Below are 22,330 nucleotides of genomic sequence, written 5' to 3'. Positions count from 1 at the left end.
CATTGCTTGTGTTTCTTGCCGTCACCGATAGCCGCGCCGCCCATGGTCTGCACAGAATCCCACATACGTATTCAGTATGATCCGCTATCTATTTGAAAAACCATGACTATCGTGAAATTACATCCGTCCGGCGGCCAGTGGCGCGCCGCTTTCCTCTACGGTTTCGGGGAATTTCGCTGCATGGAAGACGCCTCTTGAAACTGCTGGCGCTGCTGGCATTTTCATCGTCGGCCGATGGATTTCCATGTCATATGGCCATGATGCGGATGGACGGGGGGGAGGGCCAATGCACCCGATGCAGTTGTTCGAACTGGTGATCGTCATGCTGCTGGCGATCATCGTCCTGCATTATGCCGCGAACAGGCTGGGCCTGCCGCCCGCCGTCGCGCTGCTGGCGGGGGGCGCGCTGTTCGCTTTCCTGCCCGGCCTGCCGGTGATCTCGCTCGATCCGCAACTGGTGCTGGTGATCTTCCTGCCGCCGCTGCTGATGGACGGCGCCTGGTTCATCGCCCTGCGTCACTTGCGGCGGCATATGTTCGGCATATTAGCGCTGGCCCTGGGCGCGGTGGTCTTCACCACAGCCGTGGTCGCGGCGGTCGCGCACTGGCTGGTGCCCGGCCTCCCCTGGGCGGCATGCGCAGCCCTGGGCGCCATCGTCTCGCCGCCCGACGCCGTATCGGCCCGCGCGGTGTTGCAGCATGTCCACCTGCCCCGTCGCCTCTCCATCCTGTTGGAGGGGGAAAGCCTGTTCAACGACGCCACGGGGCTGGTGCTCTTTCGCTTCGCCATAGCGGCCGGCGTCACCGGCGCGTTCAGCATGGTCGACGCCTTGCAGAGCTTTGCCCTGCTGGCCGTGGGCGGGGCGCTGGTCGGGGCGGTCATCGGCGCGCTCTGGGTGCTGACGGTCAAGCGGCTCGACGACAAATATCTGATGATCGCCTCCTCCCTGCTGGCGCCATGGGCGTCCTATCTGCTGGCGGAATCCATCCATGCCTCCGGCGTGATCGCGACCGTCACCACCGGCCTTATCTGCGGCTGGTACCAGCATGTCGTCTTCCCCGCGATGGTGCGGATGAACGGCACGGCCTTCTGGGCGGTGATGATCTTCCTGATGGAGGCGTTCGTCTTCCTGCTGATCGGTTCGTCGCTGCGCGGCGTGATCGATCGCGTCGGCGGTTTCGGCGTCGTGCTGGACGAAATGGCGCTGCCGATATTGGCGATACTGGCCGCGCTCACCGCCGCACGCTTCATTTGGGTTTTCGGTTCCGACGCGGTGATCGCGGGGCTCAGGGCGACGGGTCTTTGCGGCTATCGCCCGCTGGGATTCCGGGCGGCGGCCATATTGGGCTGGGCCGGGATGCGCGGCGTGGTGACGTTGGCGGTCGCGCTCAGCGTGCCGGCCGATTTCCCCGGACGCGACTTCATCTTGACGGCCGCCTTCGCGGTCATCATCGGCACCGTATTGCTGCAAGGGACGACCCTGGGCGCCGTGATCCGGCTGGTGAAGCTGGAGGAACCGGAAAGCGACCGTCCGCGCATGACGATGAGCGAGGCGGAAGCCGCCATGGCGCAGGCGCAGGTCCGCGTCGTGGAGGTGCACGCCTATGATGCGCAAGGCAGGCTGCTCCACCCCCGGCTGCTGGAGCGCTATCAGCGCCATGCCGAACTTTCCGCCAATTATGCCGGGCAGGAGGCGCAGTTTTCGGAGACGCTCCACGCCCATTTCGACCTGGTGCTGAAGGCCATAGCCGCCGGGCGGGCGGAACTGCTGCGCCTCCACCGCACAGGAGAGATCGATGAACATACGTTGCAGGAACTGGAACGCGACCTCGATCTGGAGGAACTGAGCGCCCTGTCCGCCAAGGCATGACCGACCGACGTCACCCCAGGCGCCATGCCATCCCCGCCGCGCTGCGGCTGATCGAGGCGGCCGAGGCGCTGTTCGCGGAGCGGGGCATCGACGCCGTTTCGATGCGGGAGATCGCGGCCGCCGCCCGTTGCGGCGACACCAATGCGGTGACCTATTATTTCGGATCGAAGGAAGGGCTGCTCTCCGCCATCTTCGCGAGCCGTGCCGAGAAGATGGAGGGCGTGCGGGGCGGGATGCTGGACAGGCTGGAACGGCAGGGCAGGCTGGACGATCCGATGGCGCTGCTCGGCATATTGTTCCTGCCGCAGCTCCATCTGGCCGATGGCCGGGGACGCCATCCCTATGCGGCGTTCATGCTGCATTTCGCGACGCGCTACTGGTCGCTGAACGCCGGCCTGCTTGCACAGGTGCGGGACAAGGCGCCGAACCTGATGCGCCTGATGGGGCATTTGACGGCGCTGGTCGGGCATGTGCACCCGGACATCGCCCGCAATCGCATCCTGCTCTGCAACATGATGCTGCAATGCGTGCTGGTCCGCTGGGACCATGGCGAGCCGCAGGATAGCGCGGTGCCGTTGCAGGCGCATGTGCGCGACGTGATGCGAGCCGCCTGCGCCAGCCTGCTGGCGGGGCCGGAGGACAAGGGCGTGCCCGCCTCCGTAGAGGAATGGTTCGACGGCCTCGGCTGATACGGCCCTTCGGTTCCGGACGCGCCGATGAAGCCGAATCCCACCGTTGAAACCGCGCTCCCGCTAGCCGCTCGTCTCGTTCGGGTCCCTTTGCGGAGGCGCGGCGCCCGGCAGCTTATCTGATCGTCACCTCGACCCGGTCCAGCGGCCCGTTGAACCGGCTCGCCGCGCTGTCATAGGCCGCCGGGTCGACGGGGCTCACCAGGTCCATGCCGATGTCGAAGTCTTCCGTATGCGAAACCACCTGCGCGAAGGTCCGTTCGACCCGCCCTTGCGCCACCGCCTTGCCATCGACGGTCAGCGTGACGGTGGCGCCGCTGGTCGGGGCTGCCCTGTCCATCGCGAAGTCCAGCCCGACGACATGCGCGCCGGCCGCCAATGGCGCAGGCGCCACGATCCGCGTCATATGCGCGGGCGTCAGATTATAGGTGAAGGCAATCCTCCCCCGGTCGAAGAACAGGCTGTAGCCGCCGAAGCGTCCGCCCTGCGCGACGATGACGCCCTTGCCGCCCTCCGCCGCTATGCCGAGCTTCGCCGTGATCGCGAAGGATCGCCCGATCAGGGCCGGCGCGGCGCTTTCCGGAATATGGCTGACGGGCGCGCTGTAGACGAAGTTCGTCCGCCCCTCATTGGGGTCTGGCCTGCCCTTCTGCCCGCCCTCGCTGCCGTGGATGGGCAGAATGTTGGACAGCGCGGCCTCCGCCCAGAACGACTCCTTCAGCGCCTCCAGCTTCCGCGGATTGGCGGCGGCGACGTCATGGGCCTCGCTGAAGTCGCTGCGGGTGTCGTAAAGCTGCCAGGTCCGTTGATCCAGCGGCACCGGCGGGGGCGGCGTCCGCTCCCAGGGGGTCGCCATGGGCGCGGTCGCGGCCACCCAGCCATCCTTGTAGATGCTGAGATTCTGCGCCATGGCCGACACCTGCACGGTGCGGCGGGAGGGCGCGTCCCTGGCCCTGAAGCTGTAGGCCATGCTGATCCCGGTGATCGGCTGTTGCGGTACGCCGTCCAGTATCTCCGGCGCTTTCACCCCCGCCGCCTCCAATATGGTGGGCATGATGTCGCTGACATGGTGGAACTGGCTGCGCAGGCCGCCGGCATCCTCGATATGCCCCGGCCAGGCGATCACCATGCCGTTGCGCGTGCCGCCGAAATGCGATCCATAGCGCTTGGCCCAGGGGAAGGGCGCGTTCATCGCCCAGCCCCAGCCGCCCGGCATCAGATTATAGGCGTCCTTCGTCCCGATCTCATCGATATGGGCGAGGGCGTAGGACGGGTCTTCCCGGACCCCGCTCAGCGCCGACTGCTCGAACAGCTTGCCGTCGAAGCTGCCTTCCGCGCTCGCGCCATTGTCGCCCTGGATGTAGATGATCAGCGTATTGTCCAGTTCGCCATTGTCGCGCAGCTTCTGGATGACCCGCCCGATCTGCTCGTCGGCATAGGCGAGCGAAGCGGCATAGGCCTCCATATAGCGGGCATAGAGCCGCTTCCTGTCTGGCGTCAGACTGTCCCAGCGCGGCAGCGTGCCCGGATGCGGCGCATCGTCGGTGCCGGGCGGAATGACGCCCAGCTTCTTCTGCCGCGCCACGGTTTCGGCGCGCAGCACGTCCCAGCCCGCGTCGAACCTGCCCCGGAATTTCTTCAGCCAGTCGGCGGGCGGCTGATTGGGCGCGTGGGCCGTGCCGGTGGCATAATAGAGCAGGAAGGGCTTGTCGGGGGCGGCCGCATGCTGGCTGTCGATCCAGCCTATCGCATGGTCGGCCAGATCGCGCTCCAGATGATAGCGGGGATCGGCGGGCGGTGTGACCGGATTGATATTCTCGACCAGATTGGGTTCCGCCATGCTGCTGTCGGCGCCCAGAAAGCCGTAGAAATATTCGAAGCCCAGACCGGTCGGCCAGCGGTCGAACGGCCCGGCCCGGCTCATTTCCCATTCCGGGGTCACATGCCCCTTGCCGATCATGGCGGTGTTATAGCCATTTTCCTTCAATATCTGCGCCATCGTCCCGGCGCTTTTGGGGATGACGCTGTTATAGCCGTCATAGCCCGTCGCCCAATTGGCGACATAGCCCATGCCCACCGCCTGCGGATTGCGCCCCGTCAGCAGCGAGGCGCGCGTGGGGGAGCAGATGGCGGTGGTGTTGAACTGATTGTAACGCAGCCCTGCCTTCGCCAGCGCGTCGAAGGTCGGCGTAGGCACCGGTCCGCCGAAGGTGCTGCTGGACCCGAAACCGACATCGTCGGTCATGATCAGCAGGATATTGGGCGCGCCCCTGGCGGCGCGCACCGGTTGAGGCCAGGCGGGCGGAGAGGATTCGGCGGGCGTGCGGCCATAGACCTTTTGCGCGGGCGCGTCCTGCGCCGTGGCCGGCGGCATGGCGAGCGCCAGCAGGGGGAGGGCTGGCAGGCATTGCCGGCCGAGCTTGGCGCGAAGGGAGGACATGGGCTCTCCTGCTGCAATATTATTATCCTATGGTGCAGATTTCATATTAACGCAGTTGATTGAAGTCAAGCCGGAACCGCATCCTCCCTCCTCTTGTCCCGCCGCCCTCGTCGTCCCATATTGTGATGAGGTTCATGCAGAACGAGGCGCGCCATGGAAAACCGGCTGCTCCAGATCGAGAAAGCGTGGGAACAGGCGCTGGGCGATATTTTCCAGCCTTATGTCGATCTGAAACGCGAACCGACCGCCAGCGCCATGGAGGCCTTTCGCACCGTGCTCGGATCGACCGATCATGACATCCGCCGCCACATCGCGCGAACGGCGGCGCGGCAGGGATCGACATTCCTCAGCCGCTATCTGGTCGAGGAAGACTGGCGGCGGCCCAGCCCCTGAAGCCACGGGCATCTCCACGCCCCGTTCGCCCTGAACCTGTCGAACGGCTTCACTTCTCTTCAAGAAAAGAGCGGGGTGGTATGCGACCCGCCGCCACCGCTCTATCGCGCCGCAACCACCTTCGGCTGCGGCAAAGGCGGCGCCCCCGTCCCCAAGGTCGCCAGATATTTGATCACCGCCGCCCGATCCTCCGGCTTGCGCAGCCCGGCAAAGCTCATCTTCGTTCCCGGCACCTCGCGCCCCGGAGAGGCGAGGAAAGCGAACAGCGACTCATAGCTCCAACTGCCCTTATGTCCCTGCATGGCGGGCGAATAGGCAAAGCCCGCATGGCTCGCCACCGGCCGCCCGACCACGCCCCACAGATTAGGCCCGATGCGGTTGGGTCCGCCCTGGGTGAAGTCGTGACAACTCATGCAAAGCTGCACCTTCTGCTTCCCCACCCCCGCATCCGCGCTGGCGAGCAGGGTGCCCAGATCGACCGGAGGAGCAGCCGCCGCCCCGCCGCCGCCCGTCCCGGGCATCGGCGCTTTCCCCCGCATGTCCCGATGATAGGCGATCACCCGGCTGCCTTCCCCCGCCTCGCTGAAACTGGCGGGCCAGTCGCGCTGGATCGACGCCATGTCGACTCGCGGCGGCATCTCGTCCATCGGCTTATAGGCCAGCTCCCCCGGCCGCACCCGCGTATAGAGCTTGTCGCTGAACCATCCCAGCCCCAGCGCCGTCACCGCCGCTCCCGCAACGCACAGTCCCACCGCCATCCCATGCATCCGGCCCATGGCTCACCCCCCTCCGCCCATGAAGATGGCGCGGGTCCAGAAGGCGTAATTCGCCTCGATCGTCATGATCCGCACCAGCACCAGCAGCACCAGCGGCGGCACCAATATCGCATAGATCAGCGACAGCCGCTCCCACGCCAGATGCATGAAGATGGACAGGATCAGCCCCGCCTTCAGCAACATGAAGGTCACGATCAGCACCCAGCGCACGATCCCCTGCACATGCATATAGTCGACCAGATAGGACATGGCGCTGAGCAGGAACAGCAGGCCCCAGACCTTCAGATACAGGCTGATCGGATGTTGCTGGCCCTTATGGGTCGCTGAAGGATCATGCTGCATGGAGCCCCTCACCAGAGATAGAAGAAGGCGAAGATGAACACCCAGACGAGATCGACGAAGTGCCAGTACAGCCCGGCGATCTCGACCGCCGAATAATCGCCCGCCTTGTCATAATGTCCCCGCGCCACCTTGGACGCGATGATCAGCAGCAATATGACCCCGCAGGTCACATGTAGCCCGTGAAAGCCGGTGATCATGAAGAAGGTCGCGCCAAATTGCGGCGCGCCCATCGGATTATACCAGGGCCGCACGCCCTCTTCGAAGATCAGCTTGCTCCATTCGAACGCCTGCATGCCAAGGAAGACAAGCCCGAACAGGGCGGTGATCAGCATCAGCGCCGTCGTTTTCCGCCGGTCGCGCTGATAGCCGAAGTTCACGGCCATCGCCATGGTGCCGCTGGAACTGATCAGCGCAAAGGTCATGATCGCGATCAGGACGAGCGGTAGTTCCTGCCCGCCGATATTCAGGGCGAACACTTCCGCCGTATTGGGCCAGGGCAGTACAGCCGACGCCCGCATCGTCATGTAACCGGTCAGGAAGCAGGAAAAGATGAAGGTGTCGCTCAGCAGGAAGATCCACATCATCGCCTTGCCCCAATGGGTATGGCGGAAGACTTCCTGATCGGCTGACCAGTCGGACGCGATCTCCCTCAACGTGGGAGCGATGACTTCTCTATCTGGGACAGCCTGAGCCATGGCGGAACATCCTCAAGTCGACAGCAGCAAAGCGGCGAGAACCAGCCAGACGATCAACAGAAAATGCCAGTAGAGCGCGCAAAGGGCGACATTGCGCATATTGGCCGCCGCCAGCGCCCGTCCGGCGGCAAACAGCCCGCCGATGATGTGCAGACCATGCAGCGCCGTCAGCAGATAGAAAAAGGCATTGGCCGGATTGCTCGACAGCGTATAGCCCGCCCCCTGATAATGCCGCCAGAGCAACAACTGCCCGCCAAGGAACAGCACCCCCAGCGCCGATCCGACGATTGCCGCCCGAACCGCCCGTTCCCTCCGCGCCACTTCCCAGGCGACGCTGCTCGCCGCCAGCACCAGCGTATTGATCCACAGCAGCGGCGGATCGGGCATGGGCTTCCAGTCATGGACATGTTCCGTGCCTGCATGCAGCCCCATGCGCATCAGATAGGCCGCCAGCAGCAGCGAGAACATCACCATGGCCACGCCGAAATAGGCGACCATCCCCACCGCCCCCGCCGACGGCCGATCCCGCTCCACCGGCTGCGGGCCCGGCTCCCAGCTCTTTTCGGTGAGGCGCGCGAGGATGGTCATGCCCGCTGTTCCACTTGGGGTTCCGTCTGGGGAATGAAGTCCCGCGCCGCCCCCGGCACGCTATAATCATAGGCCCAGCGATAGACGACCGGCAGATGCGGCCCCCAATTGCCATGCGCCGGCGGCGTGTCGGGCGTCAGCCATTCCAGGCTGGCCGCGCCCCAGGGATTGGGATCGGCGCGAGGCCCCCGGAACAGGCTCCAGATCATGTTGAAGAAGAACAGCCCCTGCGCGCAGAAGACGACCAGCGCCGCAATGCTGATCCACGCATTGGCGAGATGCACCGATTGCGGGATGAAGGCCGTCTCGCCCAGAGCGTAATAACGGCGCGGAACCCCCAAAATCCCCAGATAATGCATCGGCAGGAAGATCGCATAGACGCCCAGGAAAGTGATCCAGAAATGGAGCTTCCCCAAAGTTTCGTTCCACATCCTGCCGAATATCTTGGGATACCAGTGATAGATGGCGCCGAATATCACCAGAACCGGAGACACGCCCATCACCATATGGAAATGCGCGACGACAAAGAAAGTGTCGGACAACGGCACATCGACACTGACATTGCCCAGAAACAGCCCCGACAGCCCGCCGTGGATGAAGGTGAAGATGAAGGCGATGGCGAACAGCATCGGCACCCGCAAATGGATGTCGCCGCGCCACAGGGTCAGCAGCCAGTTATAGACCTTGATCGCCGTCGGAATGGCGATGATCAAAGTCGACGTGGCGAAGAAGAACCCGAAATAGGGATTCATGCCGCTCACATACATATGATGCGCCCATACCAGGAAGCTCAGCGCCCCGATGATCACGATCGCCCACACCATCATGCGATAACCGAAGATATTCCGCCGCGCATGGACGCTGATCAGGTCCGACACGATGCCGAAGGCGGGCAGGGCGACGATATAGACTTCGGGATGGCCGAAGAACCAGAAGAGATGCTGGAAGAGGAGGGGGCTGCCGCCCTGCGTCGGGGTGATCGCACCCATCGACTGCATGGTGGGCATGAAGAAGCTGGTGCCCGCCAGATGATCGAACAGCATCATGATCGCCGCGACGAACAAGGCCGGAAAGGCCAGCAGGCCCATCACCGAAGCGGTGAAGATGCCCCACACCGACAGCGGCATCCGCATCAGCGTCATGCCCCTGGTCCGCGCCTGCAACACCGTGGTCACATAATTCAACCCGCCCATGGTGAAGGCCGCGACGAAGATGGCGAGGCTGACCAGCATGGTCACGATGCCCCATTGATGCCCCGGCGTCCCCTCGCTGATCGCCTGCGGCGGATAGAGCGTCCATCCCGCCCCGGTCGGCCCGCCCGGCACGAAGAATCCCGCCACCAGCACGATCACCGACAGCAGATAGAACCAGAAGCTCAGCATGTTGACGAAGGGGAACACCATGTCCCGCGCCCCGATCATCAGCGGGATCAGATAATTGCCGAAGCCGCCCAGCAGCAGCGCCGTCAGCAGATAGACCACCATGATCATGCCGTGCATCGACACGAATTGCAGATAATTATCAGGCTGGATCGCCGGAAAAGCCCCCGGAAACCCAAGCTGCAACCGCATCAGCGCCGACAGCACCAGCGCCACCAGCCCGATCCCGATGGCGGTGCAGCTATATTGGATGGCGATGACCTTGTGATCCTGGCTCCAGACATATTTGGTGACCCAGCTATGCGGATGATGCAGCGGGCGCAGGTCGTCGGCCAGGGTGGTAGCCATCAGCGAATGCTCCAGGAGGCAGGGACGATACAGGCATTGGCCTTGATCAGCAGGATCGACATGGCGGCCGGCGGCGCCTCCGCCAGAATCTGTCCGAAGCTGCTCTGCTGCGCCTGCCATTGCGCGAAGGCCTGGGGCGTCTCCACCACCACCTTGCCGCGCATCGCATGGTGGCCGGTGCCGCACAGTTCGGCGCAGAGGATGTCGAACGTGCCCGTCTTGGTCGGGGTCAGCCAGAAATAGGTGACGATGCCGGGTACGAGGTCCATCTTGGCCCGGAATTCCGGCACATAGAAGTCGTGCAGCACGTCCTTGGAGCGCAGCACGATCTTCACCGGCTTGCCGACCGGCAGATGAAGGTCGCCGCTTTCCACCAATATGTCATCCCGGCCGAACGGGTCGAGCGGATCGAGGCCCAGCCCATTGTCGGGGGTGATATATTTGACCCCCGCCGCACCCAGCACGCCATCCGGACCGGGATAGCGGAAGGACCATTGCCATTGCTGGCCGACCGCCTCGATGACGGTGGCTTCTTTCGGCACCGAGACATATTTGCCCCAGGCCGCGAGCCCCGGCGCCAGCATGCCGGCGATGCCGATGGCGGTCCAGAATGTCAGCCGCCTTTCCAGCGAAGGGTTTTCCGGCTCATAATGGGCGCGATGGCCGGGGCGATGGCGATATTTGACCAGCGCCCAGGCAAGGAACAGGTTCAGCCCGACAAAGGCCGCCCCGCATATCCAGAGCGTCACGTCGAGCGCGGAATCGATCGATCCCCAATTGGATGCGATGGGCGTGCGCCACCATGGACTGAACAGGTGAAAGGCGACCGAACCGACCACGAGCATGGCGATGGCTACCGCAACCGGCACAAGCCCTCTCCCACATTGGCAGGCGCTCGCAGCCTTTCAGTCCGGCATTTCGAGTCGCCTCGGTAACACCCGCCGCGACAACTTACAGAAAAAGCGCTGACGGGGGAAGCGTTTGGGAAATTGTGGGGTGCGAGCGTCGCCAGCGCCTTTTCCGGCTCGGGCCTTCACGGTCGATTGACAGCGCCTGTCATTGCGGCGAAAAGAACAAACAGGGAACGAATATATGGCTGAGTCGGTGAAGACCCTCGCCGCCCTCAGGCGGCATATCGCATCGCTGGAGGGCGTTCCAGCCTCCCAGCCCCATGCGCGGGTGGAAACCGGCTATGCGCCGCTCGACCTGGCGCTGGACGGCGGTCTGGCGCGGGGTCGGGTGCATGAATTCTTCGCCGCGACAGAGGAAGGGGGGGCGGGGGCTGGGCTGGCCCTGATCCTCGCGCGGCTGGCGGCGGGGGAGGCGCCCCTGCTCTGGCTGCGCACGATGGCGGCGGGCCGGGCGGGGGGCATGCCCTATGGCCCCGGACTGGCCGCATTGGGCATCGATCCCGCCCGGTTGCTGATCGGCGCGATGGCCGATGACGCCATGCTGCTGCGAGCGGCGGTCGACGCGCTGCGATGCCCCGCTTTGGGCGCACTTGTGGTGGAATTGCGCGGGCCGGCGCCCTTGCTCGACCTGACAGCCAGCCGGCGGCTGGCGCTGGCGGCGGAGTCGTCCGGCGTCACGGCTTTCCTGTTGCGGGTGGGCGGCGATCCGGTGCCTAGCGCGGCGGACACGCGCTGGCGCGTTGCGGCGGCGCCCTCTCTGCCCTTGCCGGGAAACGGGCCGGGCAGAAGCGCCTTCGACCTTGGCCTGTTGCGACGGCGGGCGGGACGGGACGGGCTCGGCTGGCGGCTGGTCTGGGACAATGGCCGGGGCATGTTTGAAGGAAGTGGAGGTGGGCGCGATGAACGCCATGGCCTTGGACAGGATGGCAGCGGACGGGAGGGCGGAGGACGCGATGGGCAAGCGCCGCTATCTGGCGCTGTGGTTTCCGTTCCTGCCGATCGACCGGCTTCGGATCGCGCGGCCTGATCTCTGGGCGCAGGGCGAAGGTCCCGCAGCCGTCGTCGAACAGGTGCGCGGCGCGATGCGGCTGGCCACGCTCGACGCCGACGCTCTCGCGCTGGGCCTGACGCCGGGCATGACGCTGGCCGATGCGCGTGCGCGGGAACCGGACCTGCGCGTGTTCGATGCCGATCCCCATGGCGATCAGGACTGGCTGGAGCGGCTCTGCGACGGTTGTTCCCGCTACACGCCGGTTGCGGCGCTGGATTCACCCTTCGGTCTGATGCTCGACATTACCGGCTGCGCGCATCTCTGGGGCGGGGAGGAGATGCTGGCGCGCGAGGCGGCCGAACGGCTGGAGCGTCATGGCATGCGGGTGCGCCATGCCCTTGCCGGAACGGCGGAGGGTGCGCATGCGCTGTGCCGTTTTCCGGTGGGCGCGGCGGCGGACGAGGATGCGGCGCTGCGCCGCCTGCCGGTCGAGGCGTTGCGGCTGGAGGATGAAAGCGCGGTGGCGTTGCGCCGCTCGGGACTGCGGACCGTGGGCGATCTGGCGGCGCGGCCGGCGGCGGTCCTGGCGTCGCGCTTCGGTGAGGCGGCGGTGGACGCGCTGCACGCTTTGCTGGGATTGGGGAGGCGGCCTCTTGCACCCCGGCGGTCGCGTCCCGCGATCCGGATCGAGCGGCGTTTTGCCGAGCCGATGGGCAGCACCGCCTTTGCCCTCCGGACGCTGGAGGAGATGGCGGCCGAGGTGGGGGAGCGGCTCAGCGAACGCGGGCAAGGCGGTCGACGGTTCGAGGCGCTGTTCTTCCGCAGCGACGGCCTTGCCTTTCCCTTGCGGGTGGAAACCAGCCTGCCGGTGCGGGACGCGCCCGCTATCATGCGGCTGGTGCAGGAACGGATCGATGCGCTGTCCGATCCGCTCGATCCCGGTTTCGGCTTCGACATGCTGCGCCTCACCGTGCCGCAGGCGGAGCCGATGGCGCCGACGCAACTGGCGCTGGAAGGGGGAGAGGCGCGTCGCGAGGAAAGCGTCGCGGCTCTGGTCGACCGGCTGTCGATCCGGGCAGGCCGGGCTCGCATCCAGCGGCTTCACCCGAAGGACAGCCATATCCCCGAACAGGCCCAGCTTGCCCTGCCCGCCGTGGAAAGCCGCGCCCCCATGAACTGGCCGCAAGAGGGGCAGGAGGGGGAGCCGCCCATGCGCCCGCTGCATCTGTTCGATCCGCCGCAGCCGATCGACGTGGTGGCCGAGGTGCCCGATGGTCCGCCCCATCGCTTCCGCTGGCGCAAGGCATTGCATGAAGTGACGCGCTATGAAGGCCCCGAACGCATCGCGCCCGAATGGTGGACGGCCAGGGACGGCGCGCTGGAGGGCGAGAGCGTGGGGCTGACCCGCGACTATTACCGGGTCGAGGATGCGCGCGGGCGGCGCTACTGGATATTCCGCAACGGGCTTTACGGCGCCGAAGCGGAACATCCCGGCTGGTACATCCATGGCCTGTTCGCATGAAGCGCCACGCCAAGGGTCCAGACCCGTCCAGGCCCAAATCCATCGACCGGCGTGAACTGAATGCGCTGGAGGCTGCGCGGGAAAAGGGGCGGCGCGGGTCGCACGGCGAATCTCCGCCGATCGGGCCGGCAGAGGCGCCTCCCTTTGCCGAGTTGGTGGCGGCGACCAATTTCTCCTTCCTGCGCGGCGCATCCCATCCGCAGGACATGGTGACGCGCGCCATCGCCCTGGGGCTTGTGGGGCTGGGCATAGCCGACCGCAATAGCGTCGCCGGGGTGGTCCGCGCCCATGTCGCGCGCAAGCGCTGGCCCGAACGGATGCGCGCCGCTTTGCTGGAGGCGCGCAAGGAAGCGGGGCAGCCGCTGGAACTCAGCGAAGAGGAGGAGCGCGCCTGCCGGACCGACCTGCGGCTGGTCGTCGGCGCAAGGCTGGTCTTCGTGGATGGAACGCCGGACATCGTCGCCTATCCCGCGACGCGGCGGGGTTGGGGCGAACTCACCAAATTGCTGACCGTCGGCAATCTCCGTTCGGTGAAGGGCGACTGTATCCTGCGCTATGAGGATCTGACCGCCTATCTGGACGATCTGCTGCTGATCGTGATGCCTGGCTCCACCGCCACCCAACAGACCGCGCATCGCAAGCCGGTGGACTATGATTATGACGACCGGCCCCCGAAGGAAGCGATCAGGCAGGGCCATCTCAGTCTTGTGCCGCCGCCGGCTCCGTCCGATCTGAAGGGATTGCTGGCGCGCTTGTCGCGTCTTGCGCCGCGCCGGGTCTGGCTGGCGGCGGCATTGGGGCGGGATGGGCGGGATGCGCGGCGGCTGGCGCAGTTCAAGGCCTTGTCCGTGGCGGCGGGCGTGCCTTTGCTGGCGACCATGGACGCGCTCTACGCCAGTCCGGCGCAGCGTCCCCTGCAGGATGTGCTGAGCTGCATTCGCGAAGGCACCGGCATCGCCAGGGCAGGGCGCCTGCTGGAGGCGAATGCGGAAAGGCATATCCATGACCCTGCCGAAATCGCCCATTTGTTCCGCGATTGCCCGGAGGCAGTGGCGGAAAGCGGACATTTGCTGAGCCGGGTGCATTTCACGCTCGACCAGCTTGCCTATGAATATCCCCATGAACCGGTGCCGGAAGGATGGACGGCGCAGCAATGGCTGGAGGAACTGACCTGGTCCGCCGCCCATGCCCGCTATGGCGCGCGTCTTCCCCTGAAGGCCCGCGAGACACTGGAAAAAGAATTCGAACTGATCGCCAAGCGCAACTATGCCTATTATTTCCTGACCGTGCATGACATCGTCGCCTTTGCCCGGACCAAGGGCATCCTTTGCCAGGGACGCGGATCGGCGGCGAACAGCATGGTCTGCTTCCTGTTGGGCGTGACATCCATCGATCCGCTCAAGCACGACCTGCTCTTTTCCCGCTTCGTATCCGAAGATCGCAACGAACCGCCCGACATCGACGTCGATTTCGAACATGAGCGGCGCGAGGAGGTGATGCAATATATCTACGAACGCTATGGCCGTCATCGCGCCGGGATCGCCGCGACCGTCATCCATTACCGTTCGCGCAGCGCCGTGCGGGAAGTGGCGAAGGCGCTGGGCCTTAGCGAGGATGTGTCGGCCCGCCTCTCCAGCACGGTGTGGGGCAGTTATTCGAGCGACATGAACGATGCGCGGATCGTGGAGGCGGGCTTCGCGCTCGACAATCCGCAGATCGCGCAGTTGAAGGCGATTGTCGACCAGTTGCTGTCAGAGCCCTTTCCGCGCCATCTTTCGCAGCATGTGGGGGGCTTTGTGCTGACGCAGAACCGGCTGGACGAGACGGTGCCGCTGCATCATGCGGCGATGGAGGATCGCAGCTTCATCGAATGGGACAAGGATGACATCGACGCGCTCGGCCTGATGAAGGTCGACGTGCTGGCGCTGGGGATGCTGAGCTGCATCCGCCGGGCGTTCGACCTGATGCGGGAACAGGGGCTGGGCGATCACCAGCTGACGGTCGATATGGAGGCGGCGGACGAAACCGTTTACGACATGCTGTGCAAGGGTGACAGCATCGGCGTTTTCCAGGTGGAAAGCCGGGCGCAGATCAACATGCTGCCCCGTCTGAAGCCACGCTCCATCTATGACCTGACCGTGCAGGTGGCGATCGTTCGTCCCGGGCCGATCGAGGGCAATATGGTCCATCCCTATCTGCGGCGGCGATGCGGGGATGAGAAGGTCGAATATCCCCGGCCGTCCCCCCATCATGGACCAGCCGATGAACTGGAGAAATTGCTGGGCGAGACTTATGGCGTGCCGCTGTTCCAGGAACAGGCGATGAAGCTTGCGATCACGGCGGCGGACTTCAAGCCGACGGAAGCGGATGCCCTGCGCCGCGCCATGGCGACCTTCCGCAATGTCGGCACGATCCATCATTTTCGCGAGAAGATGATCAGGGGCATGGTGAAGCGCGGCTATGAGGCGGAGTTTGCCGAACGCTGCTTCAAGCAGATCGAGGGTTTCGGCAGCTACGGTTTTCCCGAAAGCCATGCCCTGTCCTTCGCGCGGCTGGTCTATGTGTCGGCCTGGATCAAATGCCATCAGCCGGCGGTGTTCGCCTGCGCGCTCCTCAATTCGCAGCCCATGGGTTTCTACGCCCCGGCCCAGATCGTGCGCGATGCGCGGGAGCATGGCGTCACCGTGCATGATGTCGATGTGAATATGAGCGGGTGGGACAATGCGCTCGAACCGCTGCTGCGGTCGCGGGATGACGGTCGGGGCGAGGGGGCGGGGCGGGCCCTGGCGCTGCGCCTTGGACTGCGGCAGGTGGATGGTTTTCGCGAGGATTGGGCGAAGCAACTGGTCGCGGCGCGAAAGGAAGGGCTGTTTTCCACCATGGAGGATCTGGCGCGGCGGGCGGGATTGCCGGCGCGGGCCTTGCGGTTGCTGGCGGACGCCGATGCCTGCCGCTCGCTGGGGAAGGACCGGCGGGCTGCCCTGTGGGAAGCGCGACGGACGCCTTCGGATGAATTGCCGCTGTTCGCCGCCGCCAAGGCCCAGGAACTGGGGGAGGAGCCTGATGCGATGCTGCCTGCCATGGCTTTGTCCGAGCATGTCGAGGCCGATTATCTGGTGACGCGCCTGTCGCTCAAAGGGCATCCGATGCAATTCCTGCGCCCGGTCTTCGCGGCGGAGGGCGTGCTGAGCTGCAACCAGATTTCGGCGGCGAAGAACGGAGCCCTGGTGAAGACGGCCGGCGTGGTGCTGGTGCGGCAACGGCCGGGCAAGGGCAATGCGGTCTTCATCACTATCGAGGATGAGACGGGAATCACCAATATTCTTCTATGGGCGCGATTGTTCGAAATGCAGCGGCGTCCGGTCATGGCGTCGCGGCTGATGCTGGTCGAAGGGGAAGTGCAGCGCAGCAAGGAAGGCGTCGTCCACCTGATGGCTTCCCGCGTGCATGACAGGACCGCGGAATTGTCACGGCTTTCGCAAACGGATGTGCAGGAGTCTTCCCGCACGCGCCAGAGGCACGCTTCAGGACATCCGCGCAATGTGCGGATATTGCCGCAATCGCGGGATTTTCATTGAGACTGAAGGGTGGTTGAGCTTGTCGTCCCAGAGAGGAGGCAGGCAAGAAAATCTCAGTTATTTTCAAAAATATGTAGAAATATTTCATATTATAATATATTTATCGGGTATTATTTAGAATATAGATGCGAAAATAAATCAATTAATTTATCTCAATATTGATATAACTAAAGTTATATACTATTCAATATAACTAATTTATGTTAGAAAATCATATTTCATTAACCCATAATATTTAAAACCCCGACTGTGATCTGGAGCGATGCTCCACGCAGGAAGGGAATGGGAATGTTCGGCAGAGCGGTGGGGCGGTTGCTGCGGGACAGGACGGGCAATGTCCTGATGATGGCCGCAGCCTCCATGCCAGTACTGGTCGGCGCGGCGGGCCTGGCGACAGACACGGTGCAATGGACCCTCTGGAAACGACAGATCCAGCGCCAGGCGGACAGCGCCGCGCTGGCTGGAGCCTATGCGGTCGCGCAGGGTTTCAGCGCGTCGGACAGCGCGACATCGGACATCAACCGCATGTCATTGGTCAACCTGACGCAAACCCCGACGATCGAAAATGCGCCGACGACAGGTTCCTATGCCGGCAACAGCAAGGCGGTGCGCGTGGTGCTGCAAACCTCGGCGGAGTTGCCCTTTTCGAAGATATTGGGAGTGAAAGCGCCGGTCATCTATGGCGAAGCGACCGCAGCCGTGGTGGGCAGCGGCGACTATTGCGTCGTTGCGCTTGAAAAGACGAGTGCGGTCGGCATCACGCTCCAGGGCAATGCCACGGTCAATCTGGGCTGCGGCATCGCCACCAATTCGCGGGCATCCAACGCCGTCTATGCAGGCGGCAGCAGCACGGTGACGGCGACGCCGGTGGCGGCGGTGGGCGGGCTGACGTCCAGTTCCAACTATGTCTCGCCGACCACGCTGCTGCCCTACAGCATCCCGGTGCTAGACCCCTATGCATCGCTGCCAACGCCCACTGCGTCGGATTTGTCGGGCTGTGGGGGCAACGCCAATGTTCAACCCAATAACAGCAAATCCATCTCGCCAGGCTGCTATAAAAATTTCAACGTCAAGGGCACGCTCAACATGGCGCCAGGTGTATATTTTATCGACAGCACGACCTTCGACATCGGGTCGCAGGCAGTGGTCAACGGCACCGGCGTCACCATCATCCTGACCAGCAGTAACGCAGCCAATAACCCCAGTTCCATCGCCAACGTCAATATCAATGGCGGTGCGACGCTCAACCTGAAGGCGCCGACGGACCTCAGTGACCCTTATCATGGCGTCCTCTTCTATCAGGACCGGCGCGCGCTGGATTCGGGAACCAACACGATCAACGGCAATGCGAGTTCCGTCCTGCAAGGCGCTTTCTATTTTCCGGGCCAGGCGCTGTCCTTCAGCGGCACATCGGGCATGACCACCGACTGCGTGAAGATGGTGGGCAAGCGCGTCACTTTCATCGGGAACAGCAATATCGTCAATCAATGCAAAGATACGGGAGTCGATAAATTCACGGCCACGCTGGTGAAGCTGGTGGGATGATGAAGCGGCTTCTCTCCGACCGATACGGCAACAGCACCGTCGAACTGGCGATCATCATGCCGGTCCTGGTCCTGCTGACCTGCATGGCGGGGGATGTCGCCATGGCGTTCAAGGCGAAGATCGGGCTCCAGCGCGCGGCGGAGCGCACGGCGCAACTGGCGGCCGCGGGCGGCTACACCAACGACACCACAGACACTTCGAAGGCCTATAATAATCTGGCGGCAGACGCCGCTGCAGCAGCCGGCGTTCCGACCGGCAACGTCACCGTCACGCCCACGCTGCTCTGCGACGCAACCGTGCAGACCGCCAGCCCGGAGGTTCCTTGCCCCGACGGCCAGCAGACGAAGCGCTATGTCGCGATCAGCATTTCAGGAACCTATACGCCGATGTTCGCGAAACTTGCCCCCGGCAGCAGATGGTCGTCCCAGGGCATCGCGCTCACCGGCTCGGCCTCGGTGCGCCTGCAATGACGCGCTTGATACGCGACCAGCGCGGCGCCGCGGCGATCGAATTCGTCCTCGCCGTGCCGCCTTTCATCATGCTGCTGATGGGCGCGCTGCAACTCGGCATCATCGCCTGCGCGCGCACCGGCCTGCAACATGCGGTCGACGAAGGCGCGCGCTATGCCAGCATCTTTCCCAAGCCCACCGACGCTGAGATCATCGCCAAGGTGAAGAGCCGTGAATTCGGCCTCGACCCGACCTACACCAACGATCCGACGGTCGTGCAGGGCACGCAATATGGCGTTTCCTACAGGGAAATCACCATGACCTATTCCCGGCCATTGAATTTCATCCTTTACCAGACCCCGGCCATATCGATCAGCTATACCCGGCGAGCCTATTAACGCCTCAACTGGCCCCGGATACCGGACGGGCTGTCGCACCCTGCTTCTGCTTGGAGAGGGGGCTGTGCAGGGGATGCCATCCCGCTTCCCCTGCACAGATTGTCCGCCATTCGCATGAAACTGCCGCGCTTCTTTTCCTCTTCCGCCTGCGACATGGCCATCGACCTCGGCACCGTCAACACGGTCATCTATGTGCGCGACCGGGGTATCGTCCTCAACGAACCCTCCGTCATCGCGATCGAGACGCGCGACGGCATCCGCAAGGTCAAGGTGGTCGGCAACGAAGCCAAGCTGATGATGGGCAAGACGCCGGCCGGCATCCAGGCGATCCGGCCGCTGCGCGACGGCGTGATCGCGGACATCGACGTGGCCGAGCAGATGATCAAGCATTTCATCGACAAGGCGCTGAACGGCGCCAACCGCTTCGGCCGCCGCCATGAAGTGGTGATCTGCGTACCGACAGGTTCCACCATGGTTGAACGCCGCGCTCTGCGCGACGCCGCCTCCAACGCGGGGGCCTATCGGGTCCAGCTGATCGAGGAACCCATGGCTGCCGCGATCGGCGCCGACCTGCCCGTCACCGAGCCGCGCGGGGCGATGGTGGTCGACATTGGCGGCGGGACGACGGAGGTCGCCGTCCTGTCCCTGCGGGGCATCGCCTATAGCAGCTCGGCACGGGTCGGTGGCGACAGGCTGGACGATGCCATCGCTTCCCACATTCGCCGCACGCATAATCTGATGATCGGTGAAGCGACGTCCGAACGTGTGAAATGCGAACTGGGCGCCGCGACCTCACCCGATGGCGAAGGCCGCCGGATGACGGTGAAGGGCCGGGATCTGGTGAACGGCCGCCCCGCCGAAATGTCGATCAGCGAGGCGGAAATCGCGGATGCCCTGTCCGAACCGGTCGGCCAGATCAAGATGGCGGTGATGACCGCGCTGGAACAGACCGCGCCGGAACTGTCCGCCGACATCATCGAGGAAGGGATCACCCTGACCGGCGGCGGTGCGCTGCTCCGGCGTCTGGACGAAGCGTTGTCCGACGCGACGGGGCTGCCCGTCACGGTCGCGGACAAGCCGCTGATCTGCGTGGCCATGGGCGCTGGCCGGGCGCTGGAAGACCGCGCCTATGACGGTGTGCTGACGGTTTCCTGACATCCGCCTGCCGTAAGTGACGGCGGGAATGGGGTGGAATCAGGACATTCCCCCTCCCGCAGGCGGGAGGGGGCTAGGGGGTGGGCTGGCGCGGCATCTGCGCTGTTTTGCAACGGCTAAGTCAGAAGCTCGCTACGCTCGCGCCCACCCCTAACCCCTCCCGTTTACGGGAGGGGAATGTCTTGGATTGGCCAAAACAGGACATTCCTCAAGGCCGCGCCTGTGCGTCGGGATTCTATTCCTCGCGCCCATAGGCGACCACGGTTTCCACCTCGGCCTTGTCGCCCAGCACGACGCCGACGCGCTGGTGCAGTCCGGTCGCCTTGACGTCCATGATCCGCTGATAGCCGTTGCTGGCCGCGCCGCCCGCCTGCTCGACTAGGAAGGACATGGGGTTCGCCTCATACATCAGCCGCAGCCGGGCCTTGTCGGCGTAGCGGTGATCGGCGGGATAGAGGAAGATGCCGCCCCGTTTCAGGATGCGATGCACATCCGCCACCATCGAAGCGGTCCAGCGCATGTTGTAATCCTTGCCCAGCGGCCCTTCGGTGCCCTGGATGCGTTCCTCTATGTAGCGTGCGATGCCGGGCGACCATTGCCGCCGACGCGCCATGTTGATGGCGAATTCGGCATTGCCCTGCGGCATCCGCATCGGTCCATCCGTCATCCGCCAGGAGCCGATTTCCCGGTCCAACGTGAATTCATAGACGCCGGTTCCGATGGTCAGCACCAGCAGCGTCTGCGGTCCGTAGATCGCATAGCCCGCCGCCACCTGCTGCGTGCCCGGCTGAAGGAAATCCTGTTCCGTCACCTCACGGCCCGAACATTCCTCCGGCGCCTTCAGCACGGAGAAGATGGTGCCCACGCTCAGGTCGACATCGATATTGCTGGACCCGTCGATCGGATCGAACAGCAGCAGATATTCGCCCTTGGGGTAGCGATTGGGGATGCGATGGATCGTTTCCATCTCCTCCGAAGCCATGGCGGCCAGATGTCCGCCCCATTCATTGGCGTCCAGCAGCAGTTCGTTGGCGATGACGTCCAGCTTCTTCTGGACCTCGCCCTGCACATTCTCGCTACCCAGGCTGCCCAGCACTTCGCCCAGCGCACCCTTGGACACGCTGTGGCTGATCGTCTTGCAGGTGCGCGCAACGGTTTCGATCAGCAGGCGCAATTGCGGCGGGATGGCATTGGCCTCGCGCTGCTGCTCGATCAGGAAGCGGGTGAGGGTGACGGACTGCATAGGCGGTTTACTCGCTCAAGAGAATATGGCGCGCCGAACGCACGCCATGCATGGAACCAGGGAATGCCGTAGCGGCCATACAGGCGTCGGAAAAGCGCCAATTCGTGACGCCCCTGTGACGAAGGACGACCCGTTCACGCTTCGAGACTGGCCGCGACCTCTGGCCCATGCGCGAATAGCGTGGCATCCCGCACCTGTTCCGGCGTCGGCCGGATGCCGGTATAGAGCGCGAATTGCTCGACGGCCTGCAGCACAATGACCTCCCCGCCGGAGATGATCGCTTTCCCCGCCGCCCGTGCGGCGCGGACGAACGGCGTCTCCACCGGCTGTGCCACGACGTCGAAGGCGATGTCGCAGGCGGCGATGAAGTCGGCCGGAAAGGCCAGCGCCTCGCTATCCGGCCCCTCCATTCCAAGGGGAGTCACATTGACGAGCAGGGGCGCGCCCGTATCGGGCAGGGCCGGCTGCCATGCATAGCCATATTGTTCCGCCAGCGCCCGGCCCGCCGCCTCATTGCGGGCGACGATGGTGCCCTTGTCGAAGCCCGCGTCCCGCAGCGCCGCCGCAACGGCCTTCGCCATGCCACCGCTGCCGCGCAGCAGAAAGGGCTGGGGGCTTGCGATCCGCCGCTCCAGAAGGTCGCGGACCGCCACGAAATCCGTATTGTAGCCGGTGAGGACGCCCACGTCATTGACGATGGTGTTCACGCTGTCGATGATCCGCGCCGATTCCTCCAGCCGGTCGACAAGCGGGATCACGGCTTCCTTGAAGGGCATGGAGATGGCGCATCCCCGGATGCGCAATGCCCTGATGCCGCCGATGGCCGCGGGCAGGTCCGTCGTGCTGAAAGACTTGTAAACATAGTCCAGTCCCAGCAGTTCGTAGAGCCGGTTGTGCAGGCGCGATCCCGCATTGCCGGGCCGTCCGGACAGGGACATGCACAAGCGGGTATCCCGCCCAATGGGTGGTTTCATAAGCTGATGGTCTCCTCGCGCATGGCCTAGACAGCCACCGGCAT

Annotated in this window: 19 protein-coding genes; 10 read left to right on the top strand and 9 right to left on the bottom strand. The window is 64.4% G+C overall.

The annotated features are described in order from the left end of the window. Positions 1-286 precede the first annotated feature (286 nt). A complete protein-coding gene (locus tag TZ53_RS21425) occupies positions 287-1,870 on the top strand; it encodes a Na+/H+ antiporter (RefSeq protein WP_044662644.1) in 1,584 nt (527 codons plus the stop codon). Beyond that, positions 1,867-2,559, top strand: a complete 693-nt coding sequence (locus TZ53_RS21420; RefSeq protein WP_044662643.1) for a TetR/AcrR family transcriptional regulator — start codon at positions 1,867-1,869, stop codon at positions 2,557-2,559. The genes TZ53_RS21425 and TZ53_RS21420 overlap by 4 nt, the downstream gene beginning before the upstream one ends. 115 nt (positions 2,560-2,674) lie before the next feature. Here the strand turns inward: TZ53_RS21420 and TZ53_RS21415 are convergent, their stop codons facing one another. Further along, complete coding sequence (locus TZ53_RS21415; protein WP_044662642.1) at positions 2,675-4,999, bottom strand: arylsulfatase; 2,325 nt, start codon at positions 4,997-4,999, stop codon at positions 2,675-2,677. A gap of 153 nt (positions 5,000-5,152) precedes the next feature. On the opposite strand from TZ53_RS21415, the gene TZ53_RS21410 reads away from it, so the two are divergent. Further along, a complete protein-coding gene (locus TZ53_RS21410) occupies positions 5,153-5,392 on the top strand; it encodes a hypothetical protein (protein ID WP_025547794.1) in 240 nt (79 codons plus the stop codon). 101 nt (positions 5,393-5,493) lie between these two features. Here the strand turns inward: TZ53_RS21410 and TZ53_RS21405 are convergent, their stop codons facing one another. The 6 genes from TZ53_RS21405 to TZ53_RS21380 are packed head-to-tail and all read right to left on the bottom strand — an operon-like array spanning position 5,494 to position 10,389. Then, positions 5,494-6,168, bottom strand: a complete 675-nt coding sequence (locus TZ53_RS21405; RefSeq protein WP_025547796.1) for a c-type cytochrome — start codon at positions 6,166-6,168, stop codon at positions 5,494-5,496. 3 nt (positions 6,169-6,171) lie between these two features. Next, positions 6,172-6,510 (bottom strand): cytochrome C oxidase subunit IV family protein, encoded by a 339-nt coding sequence (locus tag TZ53_RS21400; protein ID WP_025547798.1) that lies wholly within the window; start codon positions 6,508-6,510, stop codon positions 6,172-6,174. An 8-nt stretch (positions 6,511-6,518) separates the two neighbouring features. Continuing rightward, positions 6,519-7,205, bottom strand: a complete 687-nt coding sequence (locus TZ53_RS21395; protein WP_044662641.1) for a heme-copper oxidase subunit III family protein — start codon at positions 7,203-7,205, stop codon at positions 6,519-6,521. Positions 7,206-7,217: 12 nt separating this feature from the next. After that, positions 7,218-7,793, bottom strand: a complete 576-nt coding sequence (locus tag TZ53_RS21390) for a cytochrome c oxidase subunit 3 (protein ID WP_044662640.1) — start codon at positions 7,791-7,793, stop codon at positions 7,218-7,220. After that, the gene (locus TZ53_RS21385; RefSeq protein ID WP_044662639.1) at positions 7,790-9,520 is read right to left on the bottom strand and encodes a cytochrome c oxidase subunit I; all 1,731 of its coding nucleotides are present in this window, start codon (positions 9,518-9,520) and stop codon (positions 7,790-7,792) included. The genes TZ53_RS21390 and TZ53_RS21385 overlap by 4 nt, the downstream gene beginning before the upstream one ends. Continuing rightward, positions 9,520-10,389 (bottom strand): cytochrome c oxidase subunit II, encoded by an 870-nt coding sequence (locus tag TZ53_RS21380; protein ID WP_044662638.1) that lies wholly within the window; start codon positions 10,387-10,389, stop codon positions 9,520-9,522. Before TZ53_RS21380 ends, TZ53_RS21385 begins: the two co-directional genes overlap by 1 nt. A gap of 223 nt (positions 10,390-10,612) precedes the next feature. Between TZ53_RS21380 and TZ53_RS21375 the strand changes: the two genes are divergently transcribed. The 7 genes from TZ53_RS21375 to TZ53_RS21345 all read left to right on the top strand — a co-directional run bounded on the left by TZ53_RS21375 (position 10,613) and on the right by TZ53_RS21345 (position 20,069). Beyond that, positions 10,613-11,458 (top strand): ImuA family protein, encoded by an 846-nt coding sequence (locus TZ53_RS21375; protein ID WP_044662637.1) that lies wholly within the window; start codon positions 10,613-10,615, stop codon positions 11,456-11,458. After that, complete coding sequence (locus tag TZ53_RS21370; RefSeq protein ID WP_044662636.1) at positions 11,355-12,944, top strand: Y-family DNA polymerase; 1,590 nt, start codon at positions 11,355-11,357, stop codon at positions 12,942-12,944. The genes TZ53_RS21375 and TZ53_RS21370 overlap by 104 nt, the downstream gene beginning before the upstream one ends. Beyond that, positions 12,941-16,522: an error-prone DNA polymerase gene (locus tag TZ53_RS21365; RefSeq protein ID WP_044662635.1), complete on the top strand. Its 3,582-nt coding sequence runs from the start codon at positions 12,941-12,943 to the stop codon at positions 16,520-16,522. Before TZ53_RS21370 ends, TZ53_RS21365 begins: the two co-directional genes overlap by 4 nt. Before the next feature lie 288 nt (positions 16,523-16,810). Further along, positions 16,811-18,067, top strand: a complete 1,257-nt coding sequence (locus TZ53_RS21360; protein ID WP_044662634.1) for a pilus assembly protein TadG-related protein — start codon at positions 16,811-16,813, stop codon at positions 18,065-18,067. Further along, complete coding sequence (locus tag TZ53_RS21355; protein ID WP_044662633.1) at positions 18,064-18,537, top strand: TadE/TadG family type IV pilus assembly protein; 474 nt, start codon at positions 18,064-18,066, stop codon at positions 18,535-18,537. Before TZ53_RS21360 ends, TZ53_RS21355 begins: the two co-directional genes overlap by 4 nt. After that, entirely contained in the window at positions 18,534-18,914 is a 381-nt protein-coding gene (locus TZ53_RS21350; RefSeq protein WP_044662632.1) for a TadE/TadG family type IV pilus assembly protein, read from the top strand. The genes TZ53_RS21355 and TZ53_RS21350 overlap by 4 nt, the downstream gene beginning before the upstream one ends. A 114-nt stretch (positions 18,915-19,028) precedes the next feature. Further along, positions 19,029-20,069, top strand: coding sequence for a rod shape-determining protein (locus TZ53_RS21345; protein WP_025551712.1), 1,041 nt, complete (start codon positions 19,029-19,031; stop codon positions 20,067-20,069). A 235-nt stretch (positions 20,070-20,304) separates the two neighbouring features. Here TZ53_RS21345 and TZ53_RS21340 read toward each other — a convergent pair whose 3' ends face one another. Beyond that, entirely contained in the window at positions 20,305-21,312 is a 1,008-nt protein-coding gene (locus TZ53_RS21340) for a class 1 fructose-bisphosphatase (RefSeq protein WP_044662631.1), read from the bottom strand. A 134-nt stretch (positions 21,313-21,446) separates the two neighbouring features. Next, positions 21,447-22,250, bottom strand: coding sequence for a shikimate 5-dehydrogenase (locus TZ53_RS21335; RefSeq protein ID WP_044662630.1), 804 nt, complete (start codon positions 22,248-22,250; stop codon positions 21,447-21,449). Positions 22,251-22,330: the final 80 nt, after the last annotated feature.

It is taken from the genome of Sphingobium sp. YBL2 (assembly GCF_000943805.1).
In the GTDB taxonomy this organism is placed as follows: domain Bacteria; phylum Pseudomonadota; class Alphaproteobacteria; order Sphingomonadales; family Sphingomonadaceae; genus Sphingobium; species Sphingobium fuliginis.
Note: the sequence above shows the minus strand (reverse complement) of the source record. Positions and strands in the feature narration are given on the sequence as shown.